This is a genomic window from Ruegeria sp. CDSC021, assembly GCF_059610845.1.
Genome location: NZ_JBXWOK010000012.1, coordinates 56,739 through 71,026, shown reverse-complemented (window position 1 = coordinate 71,026; position 14,288 = coordinate 56,739). Strand labels below are relative to the sequence as shown.

General features: G+C 57.9%; 13 protein-coding genes. 3 read left to right on the top strand and 10 right to left on the bottom strand.

Translation table 11 applies throughout. The features are described 5' to 3' along the window. The first annotated feature begins 5 nt into the window (after positions 1-5). Positions 6-1,451 (top strand): nodulation protein NodH, encoded by a 1,446-nt coding sequence (locus AC2FGB_RS16700; RefSeq protein ID WP_496694361.1) that lies wholly within the window; start codon positions 6-8, stop codon positions 1,449-1,451. Here AC2FGB_RS16700 and AC2FGB_RS16695 read toward each other — a convergent pair. The 8 genes from AC2FGB_RS16695 to hslO all read right to left on the bottom strand — a co-directional run bounded on the left by AC2FGB_RS16695 (position 1,435) and on the right by hslO (position 10,661). Then, positions 1,435-1,953 carry a L,D-transpeptidase family protein gene (locus tag AC2FGB_RS16695; protein WP_142637369.1) on the bottom strand — a complete coding sequence of 173 codons (519 nt, stop codon included), beginning with the start codon at positions 1,951-1,953 and terminating at the stop codon, positions 1,435-1,437. The two genes, AC2FGB_RS16700 and AC2FGB_RS16695, sit on opposite strands and share 17 nt — an antisense overlap. 58 nt (positions 1,954-2,011) lie before the next feature. After that, positions 2,012-2,797 carry an ion transporter gene (locus AC2FGB_RS16690; RefSeq protein WP_271950705.1) on the bottom strand — a complete coding sequence of 262 codons (786 nt, stop codon included), beginning with the start codon at positions 2,795-2,797 and terminating at the stop codon, positions 2,012-2,014. Positions 2,798-2,817: 20 nt separating this feature from the next. After that, entirely contained in the window at positions 2,818-4,047 is a 1,230-nt protein-coding gene (locus AC2FGB_RS16685) for a class I SAM-dependent RNA methyltransferase (protein ID WP_496694362.1), read from the bottom strand. Positions 4,048-4,085: 38 nt separating this feature from the next. Next, the gene (locus AC2FGB_RS16680) at positions 4,086-5,918 is read right to left on the bottom strand and encodes an ABC transporter ATP-binding protein (protein ID WP_496694363.1); all 1,833 of its coding nucleotides are present in this window, start codon (positions 5,916-5,918) and stop codon (positions 4,086-4,088) included. Then, positions 5,915-7,753, bottom strand: coding sequence for an ABC transporter ATP-binding protein (locus AC2FGB_RS16675; RefSeq protein ID WP_281973395.1), 1,839 nt, complete (start codon positions 7,751-7,753; stop codon positions 5,915-5,917). The genes AC2FGB_RS16680 and AC2FGB_RS16675 overlap by 4 nt, the downstream gene beginning before the upstream one ends. Positions 7,754-7,943: 190 nt before the next feature. Further along, positions 7,944-9,095 (bottom strand): CCA tRNA nucleotidyltransferase, encoded by a 1,152-nt coding sequence (locus AC2FGB_RS16670; protein WP_496690244.1) that lies wholly within the window; start codon positions 9,093-9,095, stop codon positions 7,944-7,946. Next, positions 9,095-9,700 (bottom strand): CoA pyrophosphatase, encoded by a 606-nt coding sequence (locus tag AC2FGB_RS16665; RefSeq protein WP_496690243.1) that lies wholly within the window; start codon positions 9,698-9,700, stop codon positions 9,095-9,097. Before AC2FGB_RS16665 ends, AC2FGB_RS16670 begins: the two co-directional genes overlap by 1 nt. Beyond that, on the bottom strand, positions 9,684-10,661 hold the full coding sequence (hslO, locus tag AC2FGB_RS16660) for an Hsp33 family molecular chaperone HslO (protein WP_271950591.1): 978 nt from the start codon (positions 10,659-10,661) through the stop codon (positions 9,684-9,686). Before hslO ends, AC2FGB_RS16665 begins: the two co-directional genes overlap by 17 nt. A gap of 76 nt (positions 10,662-10,737) precedes the next feature. On the opposite strand from hslO, the gene AC2FGB_RS16655 reads away from it, so the two are divergent. Beyond that, positions 10,738-11,181 carry an NUDIX hydrolase gene (locus AC2FGB_RS16655; RefSeq protein WP_271950593.1) on the top strand — a complete coding sequence of 148 codons (444 nt, stop codon included), beginning with the start codon at positions 10,738-10,740 and terminating at the stop codon, positions 11,179-11,181. Here AC2FGB_RS16655 and AC2FGB_RS16650 read toward each other — a convergent pair. After that, the gene (locus tag AC2FGB_RS16650) at positions 11,178-12,449 is read right to left on the bottom strand and encodes a PP2C family protein-serine/threonine phosphatase (RefSeq protein ID WP_496694364.1); all 1,272 of its coding nucleotides are present in this window, start codon (positions 12,447-12,449) and stop codon (positions 11,178-11,180) included. The two genes, AC2FGB_RS16655 and AC2FGB_RS16650, sit on opposite strands and share 4 nt — an antisense overlap. A 156-nt stretch (positions 12,450-12,605) precedes the next feature. On the opposite strand from AC2FGB_RS16650, the gene AC2FGB_RS16645 reads away from it, so the two are divergent. Then, on the top strand, positions 12,606-12,929 hold the full coding sequence (locus AC2FGB_RS16645; RefSeq protein WP_496694365.1) for an Hpt domain-containing protein: 324 nt from the start codon (positions 12,606-12,608) through the stop codon (positions 12,927-12,929). 125 nt (positions 12,930-13,054) lie between these two features. Here the strand turns inward: AC2FGB_RS16645 and ilvA are convergent, their stop codons facing one another. Then, a complete protein-coding gene (ilvA, locus tag AC2FGB_RS16640) occupies positions 13,055-14,281 on the bottom strand; it encodes a threonine ammonia-lyase IlvA (protein WP_142637386.1) in 1,227 nt (408 codons plus the stop codon). Positions 14,282-14,288 lie beyond the last annotated feature (7 nt).

Genomic DNA, 14,288 nt, shown 5'->3' with positions numbered 1-14,288 from the left:
GTTTCATGTCATCCAAATTCGACTATTTCGTAATACTTGCCGCCATGCGGACCGGATCGAACCTGCTTGAGGCAAATCTGAACGCATTGGAAGGTGTCTCCAGCCATGGTGAGGCCTTCAATCCTCATTTCATTGGCAGGCTAAAAGGGGACAGCCTGCTGGGCGTCACTCTCGAAGAACGCGACAATGACCCTAAAACCCTGCTGAACGCCATCCGATCAGCTGAGGGTGAAATGAATGGGTTTCGCTTTTTTCAGGGCCACGATCCGCGTGTGTTAGAGCCTGTTTTGGATGACCCGAGTTGCGCCAAGATCATTCTGACGCGCAACCCTCTGGACAGCTATATCTCGTTGAAGATTGCGCGCGAGACCAAGCAATGGCAGCTGAAAAACGTCAAACGGCGGCGCACCGAGCAGATCGCCTTCAACCCTCGTGAGTTCGAAAACTATCTGGACCAGCAACAGGCCTTTCAACTGACTTTGCTGCATCATCTTCAGGCCAGCGGGCAAACCGCCTTTTTCATCGCTTACGACGATCTGAACCGGCTCGACAGCCTGAACGGCCTGGCGGCCTGGCTTGGGGTATCGGGTCGGTTGACCACGATCGACGACACGCTCAAACCCCAAAACCCTGAGCCGGCCTTGTCCAAGGTGACAAACCCTGATGAGACCGAACAGGCCTTGTCGCGCATCGACAGTTTCAGCCTGCACAGAACTCCGAATTTTGAACCCCGGCGTGGCGCGGCCGTTGCGACCTATGTCGCCACGCCGAAAACCCCGTTAATGTATCTGCCCGTGCGGAGCGGCATTGAAGGGGTTGTGAAGCAATGGATGGCTGCGCTTGATTCAATCAGTGCGGATGACCTGATCACTGATCAAAACCGCAGAAAGACCCGCCAGTGGTTACAGGATCATCCGGGGCATCGCAAATTCACCGTGGTGCGGCACCCGCTGGTACGCGCACATTCGGCCTTTTGTTCCTACATCCTCAGCACCGAGCCCGGCGCCTATCTGAAAATCCGCAATATGCTGCGCAACCGGTTCAAGCTTCCGATCCCCGGACAGTTACGCGCTGAAAACTACCCCATCGAACAGCATCATGAAGCATTCTCGGCTTTTCTGACCTTCCTGCGGCAAAACCTGGCGGGACAAACCCCTGTGCGCGTTGACGGCGTTTGGTGCAGTCAGGCGCAGGTGTTGGAGGGCGTAGTCGGTTTTGCCCTGCCGGATCTGATCCTGCGCGAGGAAGAAATTGCAACTGCCCTGCCGGATCTGGCGCGGCGGCTGGGTCATGACAGCCCGCCCGCGCCCGGAAATACCAGACCAGATATCCCGTTTTCACTGAGCGATATCTATGACACCAAACTTGAGGCGCTGGCGGCCGAAACCTACCAGCGCGACTATATGCAATTCGGGTTTGACGTCTGGAAGCCGGTTACGGGCGCAGCGTAATCACTGTGCCGCGATTCACCATCGCATAGATCTCTTCGATCTCTTCATTCTTGACAGCGATGCACCCTGCCGTCCAATCCGATTGCTTCTTGGCACGCTTTTTCTCGGACCGGGTTTTCGGCTCGCCGTGGATGAAAATGTCACCGCCCGGATCAACGCCGGCAGCCTTGGCTTCTGCGATATCCTTCGAATCCGGATAGGAAATCCCCAGCGACAGGTGATAGCGGCTTTTGGGATTGCGCCGGTCGATCAGATAGGTGCCCTCTGGCGTGCGGCCGTCGCCGCGTTTTGTTTTGGTGCCATTGGGGGCAAAGCCAAGATCGACCTTATATTCCTTGAGGACATGTTCATTGTGCAGAAGATAAAGCTTCCGCGCGCTTTTGTTGATGACCATAGAGGTCACCTCGGGGCCATCATAGGCCAAAAATCTGGGGTTGGCCGAGGCGCAGGCCGAAAGACCCAGCGTAGCCACAGCACCCATTCCAAATGCTCGACGATCCATGTTTAATGCCTGCTTCTGCTTTTTTTTGTGATTATGCCAGAAATCCAGAAAACTGAAATCACTTTTTGCTGTTCGACTGCTCAAGCAAGCGGCGTTCGATGGATTCCAGCCTTTCCAGCACCTCATCACGATAGGCATCGGTTTTCACCTCATCCTCGGCGTGATGGGCATCCTGCATTGAATTCACAATCAGACCAACCAACAGGTTCACCACTGCAAATGTCGTAACCATGATGAATGGCACAAAGAATATCCACGCATAGGGATAAACCTCCATCACCGGGCGCACGATGCCCATGGACCAGCTTTCCAGCGTCATGATCTGGAACAACGTATAGGCCGACAGGCCCAAATCGCCAAACCAGTCCGGGAATGTGCCCGAGAACAGCTTGGTCGAGATTACCGCGCCGATGTAAAACAGAATCGCCATCAGCAGGAAAACGCTGGCCATACCCGGCAAAGCTGAGATGAAACCCTCGACCACCCGACGCAGCCGTGGCGCGACTGAAATTACCCGCAACACCCGTAGGATCCGCAGCGCCCGCAGCACCGACAGACCGCCGGCGCTTGGGATCAGAGCGATGCCAACAACGATGAAGTCAAACAGGTTCCAACCATTGGTAAAGAACCGGCGCCCTGTGGCGACCAGTTTCATCGCAATCTCGGCCACGAAAATCGTTAGGCAAAGGCTGTCCAACACCACGATCAAGGGACCCGCGGCCTCCATCAGCGTCGGTGAGGTTTCCATGCCGAGCAGGATGGCGTTGAAGATGATGACACCTGTGATGAACCGACCGAAGGTCGGGTTTTCAGTGATATCATGCAGGCGCTGGGCAAGCCCCATTCTGAAACTCTCCTGTTTGGTCATGATGCGGGGTTCAGTGCAAACCGCGCGGCAAGTTCCGTGTGTGACGACCATCGAAATTGGTCCACCACCTGTACCCATTCAAGGGTATAGCCTGCGTTAATCAGGTTTTTTGCATCCCGCGCAAAGGTCACGGGGTTGCATGAGACATAGGCGATGACCGGGGGCAGCGCTTGCGCCAGCTCGGCCACCTGCGCCTCGGCCCCGGCGCGGGGCGGGTCCAGGACAACCGCGTCAAAGTTCTTCAGCTCATCAGGCATCAATGGGCGGCGGTACAGGTCGCGCGCCTCGGTCGTGACCCGTTTCAGACCTTGCGCGCGACGCCAGCCTTGATCCAGAGCGGTGGTCATCAGGGCCTCACCCTCAACCGCGTGTACTTCGGCGTCCTCGGCCAGTGGCAATGAGAATGTCCCGCAACCCGCAAACAGGTCCACAACCCGCTTGGCGCCCTTGGTTGCCTGCAGAACTGCCTGTAATAGAGCCTGTTCTCCGTCCTTCGTGGCCTGCAGGAATGCCCCTGGAGGCGGCACGACAGCCGCCACGCCAAATCGCTGAATCGGGGCGTGACGCGAAGCGATCACCTCGCCATCCCAGCTGAGCCGCGCAAGCCCATGTGCCTCGGTCGCCTGTGCCAGGGCCAGTTCCAATGGACCGTCCAGCGGTTTGCCGCCTTTGACGGCGACATCCAAACCGCCATCAGAAAGGGTCAGCGTGACCGCCAGCGCCCCTTTGCGGCTACCACCCAAAACGGCAAGCGCCTCGGCCACGGGGACGGCTGCAATCAGGGCCGGATCAAGCAGATGACAATTAGAGATTTCGGTAATCGTGTCTGAGGCACGGCCATGAAACCCGGCCATAGTGCCTTTTTTGGTCCGTCGAACCGCAATCGTAGCCCGTCGCCGTGATCGTTCCGGCGAGGTATGGATCGGCCGCATCGGGGCATCGAGCCCCTGCGCGGCCAGCGCGTTGCGCACGACCTCAACCTTCCAATCAGCAACGAAATTATCCGCGGCATGCTGTAGCTGACATCCGCCGCAGGCTTTGTAGTGCCGGCACGGTGCTTTGACCCGCTGGTCCGAGGGGGTCTCGACCCGAATGTCGCTCAGCACTTGACCAACCAATATCCCGCTGACCACCTCCCCCGGCAAGGTGCGGGGGGCGTAGATCGGTCCAGCGGCGATGCCGTCGCCCTGATGACCAAGGCGTAAAATGCTGTAATGCTGCGTCATGAGGGCCTGATAGCTGGGCTTTACCCACAACAAAACCCTTATTCGGCGGCGGCGGCCTGAATAAACCCGCCCGATTGGCGATCCCAGAACCGGGCATAAAGCCCGCCCTGCTCCAGCAAGTCGTCATGGCTTCCCATTTCAACGATCTGCCCTTGATCCAGAACGACAACCCGGTCCATCTCGCTTAGCGTCGACAGCCGATGTGCAATCGCCAATACCGTTTTGCCCTGCATCACCCGATGCAACGCGGTCTGGATCGAGGCTTCGACCTCGGAATCCAAGGCCGAGGTCGCCTCATCCAGCACCAGAATCGGCGCGTTTTTCAGGATGGCGCGTGCAAGCGCAATCCGCTGCCGCTGACCGCCGCTCAGTTTGACGCCGCGCTCGCCCAGATGCGCATCATAGCCCTTGCGACCATGGGCATCCCGCAGGCCAAGGATAAATTCATGCGCCTCGGCCTTTTGCGCCGCGGCGATCATATCGTCTTCCAAGGCATCAGGGCGGCCATATAGGATATTCTCGCGCGCCGAGCGGTTGAACATCGCAGTTTCCTGCGTGACCATTCCGATTTGACTGCGCAGACTGTCCTGCGTCACCTGTGACACATCCTGCCCATCAATCCGAATTGCGCCGTTTTCCCCTTCATAGAGCCTGAGTAGAAGCGAAACGAGCGTAGATTTCCCCGCACCCGATGCCCCGACGATACCCAGCTTTTCGCCAGGATGTACGGTCATGTGCACGTCGGTCACGCCGCCGATGTCACCGCCATAAGCAAAGCTGACATGGTTAAACTCGATCTGACCTTCTGGCACGCTCAGCCTAGCTGCCCCTGCCGCATCCTCGACCCGGTCACGCTTGGCTAGCGTCTTCATGCCATTCTCGATCTCGCCGACATTGGCATAAAGCCCCATCAGCGTGAAACTGACCCAGCCTGTCATCTGCGAAATTCGCACGGACATCGCGCCCGCCGCAACGATATCACCAGCGCTGGCCATCCCGGACCGCCACAGCAGCAAGGTCACCCCCAGCAGCAGCACGGGCAACACCCCGGCCAGAACCATCAGTATGAACCTAAAACTGGCGGAGAGCTTGCCAAAGGCCAGCATCTTGTGGCGCAGATCGACCATCGAGTTTCGGGCCGCCTGATCCTCGAACTCGGAATGGGCGAACAGCTTGACGGTTTTGATATTGGTGATCGTGTCGACCACCTGCCCCGACACCATCGCCCGCGCCCCGGCCCGCGCCGCTGAGCGTGCCCGGATGCGTGGCAAATACCAGCGGATCAGCAGGAAATACACCGCCAACCAGGCGGCGAAGGGCAGCATGACCAGCAGATGAATAGATCCTAACAAAAGCAAAGTCCCTGCCAGAGACGCCAGCGCAAAAACCATTGCGCTTATCGTCTCGGACACGACCGAGGCCATCGCGTTCGAAGTTTGCATCTGTTTCTGAGCGATCCGCCCGGCAAAATCGTCGTCGAAATAGGTCACAGACTGACCCAAAGTCCACCGGTTCAGCTTGGCCAGAACCAGGGGCGGGATATTGGGCATGACAATATAGTTGTTGGAAAAGGCCGAAAGACCAAACAGCGCCGGTCGCAGCAGCATGAAAAATGCGGCGACCCCTCCAATTATCCAAAGATTGCCCGCCGTCAGAACCCCATCCGGCCCGCTTTCGTTTGCCATGTCGATCACCAGACCCAGCATCCAGGCGGTTCCGGCCTCCATCGCCCCGGCAGAGGCCGAAAACACGGAGGCGACAAGGATCATCGGCCAAGCTCCGGACAGGCACCAGCGAATGAACGCCCCCAGCCTTTGCGGCGGGGGCGTTTCGGTGGGTTTGAACGGATCTATGAGATCGGCAAGTTTCACTCAGCTGCCTCCGTGTTCAGGAAGCCTCCAGATTGCCGTGCCCAGAACTGGGCGTAAAGCCCGCCGTGTGACAGCAATTCGGAATGGGTGCCCTGCTCGACGATCCGGCCGCCATCCATCACCAGGATGCGATCCATTTGGGCAATGGTGCTGAGGCGGTGGGCAATCGCGATCACGGATTTGCCCTGCATCATGCCATAGAGCGTTTCCTGAATCGATGCTTCGACCTCGGAATCCAGCGCCGAGGTCGCCTCATCCAGCAACAGGATCGGCGCGTCCTTCAGGATCACCCGCGCCAGCGTCACCCGCTGCCGCTGACCACCTGACAACTTCACGCCCCGCTCGCCCACATGCGCATCATAGCCGGTACGCCCCTTCGGGTCCTGCAGGTCAAGGATGAACTCATGCGCCTCGGCCTGTTTGGCCGCGGCAATCATCTGCTCTTCGGAAGCCTCGGGGCGGCCATAGAGGATATTGTCGCGCACCGAGCGGTGCAGCAACGCGCTGTCCTGTTGCACCATACCGATATGGATGCGCAAGCTGTCCTGAGTGACCCGGGCAATGTCCTGATCGTCGATCAAAATGGCCCCCTGCTCCACATCGTAGAACCGAAGTAGGAGCTTAACTAGGGTCGACTTACCAGCTCCCGACCGTCCGATCAGACCGATCTTTTCGCCCGGCTCGATGGTCAGGTTGATATGGTCCAGCCCGCCGGTCTTGCGACCGTAATGATGCGACAGATCACGAACCTCGATCTTGCCGTTGGACAGATGCAGGAGTTTGGCCTGCGGCGCATCCAGCAGGTCGATCGGCTGAGCGATCGTCTCCATACCTTCGGCAACGACACCAAGCTGGCGGAAAAAACTGGTCAGCGCCCACATGATCCATCCGGTCATCGCGTTCAGGCGCAGGGTCAGGGCTGTGGCCGCCGCGACCACACCGACCGTAGCACTACCCTGCATCCACAGCGCAATTGCCCAGCCCACCACACCAACGATCAGCAACCCGTTCAATGCAACCAGAACCGCATCCATAATGGTGAAAATCCGCATCTCAGCCTGAAAGGTACGGCGGGTTTCCTCGATCGCTTCGCGCGCATAATCCAGTTCCTGTGCTCCATGGGCAAACATCTTTACGGAATGGATATTGGTATAGCTGTCCACAACCCGGCCCGTTACGGCCGAGCGCGCGTCTGAGGCCGCCTTCGAAGCCGGTCCCACCCGCTGCACCGTCCAATGCACCAGAAACCCATACAGCACGAGCCAGATCAACAACGGCAACAGCAGCCGGGCATCAGCCGTCATCAACAAAATGGCTGCGCCGATCAGGTATGCCAGCGAGAAGGAAATCGCATCAAACACCTGAAACACGGCCTCACCCGCAGCGGGCGGCGTCTGCATGATCCGGTTGGCAATGCGGCCTGCAAAATCATTCTCGAACCAGCCCACCGATTGCCGCAACACGTGCTTATGCGCGCGCCAACGGATCAGAGTGCCAAAATTCGGCAGGATCGTGTTGTTCAGCAACAGCACGTCAACGACATGCAGCATGGGTCGCAGCAGCAGCACAAATAGCGCCACCAGGATCAGTTCCGTACTATGGGTCTGCCAAACTTCGTCCGGCGGGGCGGACAGCAAGTCAACAACGCGACCCATATAATAGATCAGACCGACCTCAACCGCGGCCACCACGACCGAAATCAATCCGGCCCAGAAGAACACCCGCATAAAAGGGCGGGAATAGTTCAACATAAAGGGCCACAGCCGTGTCGGCGGCGTGTCGGTTTCTTCGTAGTCGACAAAAGGGTCGACGAGATTTTCGAAATAGCGAAACATAGAGAGTGCTCCGATTGAGCAGATAACAAGTCATGCGAAAAAAGATGGCGCCAGAACACCACCCCTACGGGTCAAGTGTTATGGCTTTAGCCGAACCAGATCCCGTAATACATTCGCATCCCTCCATTCATGTTACAGGCGCAAGAAAACACAAACGATCCGGCTTGTCATCCCCTTTTGAGACTTCAATTTACTCGACCAGCAACTCGGAGCGCGTCAGGGTGAAACCCGAGGCGATCCAGCGCGCCTCGAGCTCGGCCAGTTTCTTGCCCAGCGCCGGGCCGGTAAAGTCAGGGATCAGGTCAGCGGCCCGCACGGGAAAATCCGCTGCTGCCCCGTCCCGGAGCGCTTGCCGCTTATCCTCGGACCAGGGCTGTTCCAACAAAGCACAACGCAGCAGAACTTCGTGCAGGCCGTCCTCTTCGCCATAACGGAACCCAAGCTCGGCAGTGCCCGCGGTTCCCGCGGCCTCATCCCGCATCCGTGTCAGGCGTTGCATCTGGGCCTTGCTCAGACGCAGGGTCTGGGCAATCTCAGGCGTGGCGATGGAGGAAAGTCGCCGGACCGGCTCGGGCTTTGCCCCAGCCTGCTGTTCCAAGGCGATCAGCGGGGCAAGTGATCGATCCTCAACCCCCGGCAATATCTGTGCCAGAACGCCCGTGCTGCGCATGGCAGCGACCGAAGGCGCAGGGTCAGGCGCGGTCAGCAATTTCATAAACTCGGCCCCAACCCGTTCGCGCGACAGGCCTGCCAATCCGTCCAGATTGGTTGAAATGGCCGACAGCGCTTCGGGATCAAACCCGGCTTCGGCATCCCCATACCAGGCGTGAAACCGAAAATAGCGCAGAGACCGCAGATAGTCTTCGCGGATGCGATGCTGGGCGTTGCCTATGAACCGAACCTTTCGGGCCTTTAGATCGGACAATCCATTCAGCGGGTCCAAAAGCGTCCCATCCGGGCCGGCATACAGCGCGTTCATGGTGAAATCGCGCCGCCTGGCATCTTCATCAACATTGTCCGAGAACGCCACAACAGCTCGGCGGCCATCGGTTTCGACATCTCGCCGGAAGGTCGTGATCTCATGCGGGATGCTTTGGCTGACAACGGTTATCGTGCCATGCTCGATCCCAGTTGGGATGGCCTTCAACCCCGCCGCCCGCGTCAAATCCAGCACCTGCTGGGGCGGAGCGTCCGTGGCAATATCCAGATCCGAGACCGGCGCCCCCAAAAGCGCGTTGCGGACGCAACCGCCGACGAAAAGCGCCTGAAAACCGGCATCGATCAAAACGGCGCAGACTGTCTGGGTTGCCGGATTTGTAACCCAGCTTTCTGATAGCTTCATCATTCACTCACCCGCGCAGCCAAGCCCCGCAACATCCGGGCCGTAGCCCCCCAGATGTAATAAGGGCCATAGGGCACGGTGAAATAATACCGCCGCTGGCCCCGCCAGCGACGCGACTCAACGATATAATTCGCAGGGTTTAGAACATGCGCAAGTGGGACTGAAAAAACTTCGTCAACTTCACCCGGCTCAGGAATTGGGTCGAACCCGTCTCGTAGGATCGCGACAACCGGGGTTACGACAAAAGACGTCACGGTTTCATGGGTAGGCAAATGCCCGAGAATTTCAGGCATATCCGAGGAAAGGCCAATCTCTTCCTGTGCTTCCCGCAGGGCGGTTGCGGTTACATCCGGATCAGTCTCATCCTGTTTTCCGCCGGGAAAGGCGATCTGGCCGGGATGGTGTTTCAGCGCCGATGAGCGCTTGGTCAAAAGCAGGCGCGGGGCCTCATTCGTCACAAGAATCGGAACCAGAACCCCGGCTGGACGCAGCTTGCGCCCCGCTGGCAAAACCGCATCAGGGTTCAGATCGAAATCACTGGACCCGTTGCCGGGGCGGCTCAGGGCCGCCCGCAGCTGTTCTGTTGGATCAGGCTTCACCGGCATCGAAGCCAACGGTGACGGGGTCCAATACATAATGGGCACCACAGAACTGACAATCGGCGGTGACCTGGCCTTCGGGAGTTGTCATCTTTTCGATGTCGCGCGCCGAATAGATCGACAGGCTTTGGCGCACGCGCTCTTCCGAGCAGGTGCAGCCGAACTGAACCGATTGCGCATCATAAACCCGTGGCTGTTCCTCATGAAACAGCCGGATCAACAGGTCGGTTGGCGCAATCGAAGGGCCGATCAGTTCAAGGTCATCAACAGTATCCAGAAGGATGTTGACGCGCCCCCAATTTTCACCTTCCTCACCGTCAACCAGATCATCCGCCGACAGAATCTGACCGTCACCCTCTGCATTGGCTACAAATGGTGACGCTTTGGGCATGTGCTGCAGCATGATGCCGCCTGCGCGCCAGTGCTCACCGACGCCAGGTTCAGTTGATTTGCCGAAACTCAGTGAAAACCGCGTCGGCAACTGTTCGGACTGTGCGAAATACGCCTCTGCGCATGCGCTGAGAGAGCCGCCAGCCAGCGGTGTGATCCCCTGGTAAGGCTGCGTGCCCTCGCCCTGATCAATCATGATGGCGAAATAGCCTTCACCCACCTGATCAAACGGTGTGGAATCGGTCAGGCGGTCCGGGTCAAAACTGGCATAGGCGCGGATGCGAGCCGGTTCGCCCTCGGCCTGCGGAGCGTAGTAATCGGTTGCGATCATCCGAACGGCGCCTTTGGACTGAACCTGAAGCGACAGCTTCCAGCGCAGCGAGACGGTCTGGCCGATCAGAGCAGTCAGCAAGGCCATCTCGGCCACCAAAGCCTCGACCTTTTCGGGATAGTCGTGCTGTTTCAGAATGCCATCCAACACTCCGTCCAGCCGCGCCACACGTCCGCGCATATCCGGTATATCAAGTTGAAAGGGCAGGACGGTGTCGTCCCACGCGATTTTTGTTCCAAGAGACATGGGGTTTCCTTAAACGCCACAGATTGGCATACCGCCAGCATATAGGTCGAAGATTTCGGGTTGTAAGGGGCCATACATGATCAGACGGTTCGGTGAAACCCCACAAGCGGGGCGCAAATACACACGACGTGTGGGTGTATACGCATTGTTGCCTCGAGGACGACATCTGTTGCTGACCTGCCAGACAGAGCCCGGCCCTGATCTACAGTTGCCGGGTGGCGGTATTGACCCGGGCGAATCGCCCATCACCGCCCTGCATCGCGAAGTCTTTGAAGAAACCGGCTGGTTGATTGCCAGCCCGCGGCGGGTCGGCGCCTTTCGCCGTTTCACATACATGCCCGAATATGACCTGTGGGCCGAAAAGGTCTGTTTGATATATCGAGCCCGCCCTGTGCGCCGCATAGGTCCACCTTCAGAGCCATTCCACGAAGCCCTTTGGCTGGACAGTGCGGATGCCGCGCAGATGCTGGGCAACAGCGGCGACCGACATTTCGCTTCGGGACACCTGATGGGGCTTTAAGACCCGCTGTATTCAAAGAAAACCGCAGATACGTCATCATCCATACCCTGGTCCGGATCCATGGCCTGTGTCAGCCGCCAGAACATATCGTCCAGAAATTCGGGCCCGCTGAGATCGGTGGCACAATCCGTCACCATTCTGCACAGCCCCTCTTCTTCCAGCAGGGATCCATCCGCCATCCGGCATTCCGTGAACCCGTCTGAATATAGCAACAGCTTGTCACCGGGCTTCATGTAGGTATCGGTTCGCTGAAACGTGACATCCGGCAACAGTCCGATGGGCAAACCACCTTGCCCCAGATACTCGGTCCCACCATCCTGTCGCAACAACAGCGGATGCGGATGCCCTGCTTGCACCATCTTGAGATGTCCGTTTCGCAGGTCGATAATGGCATAGACCATGGTAAAATACTCTTCGACGCCAGCATCGGCCATAAGGCGGGAATTGAGCATCTCTGCCACCTGATCAGGTGGTAGCAATGCGTAAAATTTATCGAACCGCTTTTCCATCGCCACGTTCTGATCGAAATGTTTGCTGGACAGATACCCGCCCAGCCGTGCTGTCATCATCGCCGAGGTGATGCCGTGGCCGGACACATCGATGCTGTAAAACCCCACACGGTTGACCCCCGGTGAAAACATTCCCACCAGATCGCCACCGATATGCCCACAAGGTTTCAGCAACATGCTGATACGCGACCTACCGAAATCACGCGTGAGTTCGGGGACCAGAGATTCCTGTATCTTACGCGCCTGAATCAGGTCTTTGTCGATCGCATCATGGACTACTTTCAGTTCTTCGAGCGCGGTCTCGATCATACGGTTCTTATCAGACAGCTCACGCTGCATATCCAATATCCGCGCGCCCGCAGATATGCGCGCCCGCAATTCATCGGCCTCAAGAGGTTTGATCAGAAAATCATCCGCCCCGGCATCCAGTCCGCGCGCAACCTCCTGCTTTTCGCTTTTTGAAGTCAGAAGGATGAAATAGCTGTATTCGTCATTCTCCAGCGCCCGAAATGCCTGACAGAATTCCAGCCCGCTCATCCCCGGCATGACCCAGTCGCTCAGGACCAGATCGGGGGACATGGCAGCACAGATTTCGATGGCGGCCTCTCCGCTATCGGCCTCGAGCACCTCAAAGCCCCATTTCTTCAGCGAGGCCACAAGGATGCGACGTTGCAGACGACTGTCATCAACGACCAGCACCTTGCGAATCGCACCAAAATCCAGCTCTGCCTTTGTTTCTGCCTGACTGACCTCTGCCACCTGACCCTCAGCTCTGCCACACAATGCGGAACGGGACGACCCTAGCGCACGGCTGTTTAACATCCTGTGAAGGTCGTAAATGCATCCATCTTAACCACGGATTTACCAACGGCCTGTAGTGATAATCGGGTCGTTATCTTTAGGGAAAGGATGGCCATGATCGACTGGTCCTGGGTCAGACAGCTGCGGGACGAGGTCGGCGCCGACGAGTTTGACGAGGTAGTGGAAATCTTTCTCGATGAGGTGCAACAAGGCCTGGAGCATTTGCTGGTCGATGATGATCGGTCTGACTTCGAACAGCATCTACACTCCTTGAAGGGCAGCGCGCTTAGTCTGGGATTCAGGACATTGGCCAGGCTCTGCCAGGATGGTGAGCGCCATTCGGCACAGGGTCAGGCCGCAACCGTCGATATCGCCGAAATAGTCGGCACATTCCGGACCTCAGCAACGGAGTTTCAGGCAGGATTGAACGAGCTCTGAGCGGCGCCGTACAGGCAGCAAACAGGTACACTAGCGATGGGTGACAACCCGGCCCCGTATATTGTCTGTTTCAAACGCAGCTGATCCATCGCCGCGACAGACAACATTGCAGTATGGTCATTTGCTCAGATCACAAACTGGGCGAGGGTCTCGTCCTCGGTGATATCCGTAAAAGTGAACCCGGCTTCATCCAGATGCGCGAACAGACGGGCAAAGTTTTCGGGCTTGCGGGTTTCGATACCAATCAGAACCGAGCCGAAGTTACGTGCCGATTTCTTCATGTATTCAAACCGCGCAATGTCATCCTCGGGGCCAAGGATGTTCAGGAACTCTTTCAATGCGCCAGGGCGCTGTGGCAAGCGCAGGATGAAGTATTTCTTCACCCCCAGATAGCGCTGCGCGCGTTCCTTGACCTCGGGCAGACGTTCGAAATCGAAGTTGCCGCCAGAGGTTACGCAGACAACGGTTTTCCCTCGGATAAAACTCTGAATATCGCTCAGCGCCTCAATCGCGAGGGCCCCGGCGGGTTCCAGAACGATGCCCTCGACATTCAGCATCTCGATCATGGTTGTGCAGATGCGGTCTTCGGACAGGACCAGAGCATCCGACAGATGACGGGATTTCAGCAATTCGAACGGTTTTTCACCGATCCGACCAACTGCAGCACCGTCAACGAAATTGTCCACCTGATCCAATGCCACCGGATGTCCTGCTGCCATTGCCGCGTGCAGACAGGCACCGCCTTTGGGTTCCACAAACAGGCAATGGGTCCGATCGCCAAACCACGTAGCCACGCCCGCAGACATGCCGCCACCGCCTACTGGCAAAAGGATGTGGTCCGGCAACCCACCCAACTGCGCTTCGATCTCAACCGCAAGCGAGGCTTGCCCCTCGATCACATCAACATCGTCAAAGGGCGACAGAAAATGGCCGCCCTGTTCGGTGCACCACGCCTGCGCGGCGGCCAACGTGTCATCGAAATAGTCGCCGGTCAGATGAATCTCGATATTGTCGCCGCCGAATATACGAGTTTTCTGGATTTTCTGCTGCGGCGTCGTCACGGGCATGAAGATCACACCCTTCACATCCATGTGCTTGCACATAAAGGCCACGCCCTGCGCATGATTTCCCGCGCTGGCGCAGACAAACAGGTTCTGTCCCTGCTGTTTGCGCATGGCGTTGAACGCACCGCGGATCTTGTAGGACCGCACCGGGCTGAGGTCCTCACGTTTCAGCCAGATATCGGCCCCGAAACGATCAGACAGATGGGCATTGCGCTGCAGAGGCGTCACCGGAAACACAGAGCGCATCGCCTGTTCGGCAGCGCGGGCGCGGGTCATGAAATCACTCATGCCGGTT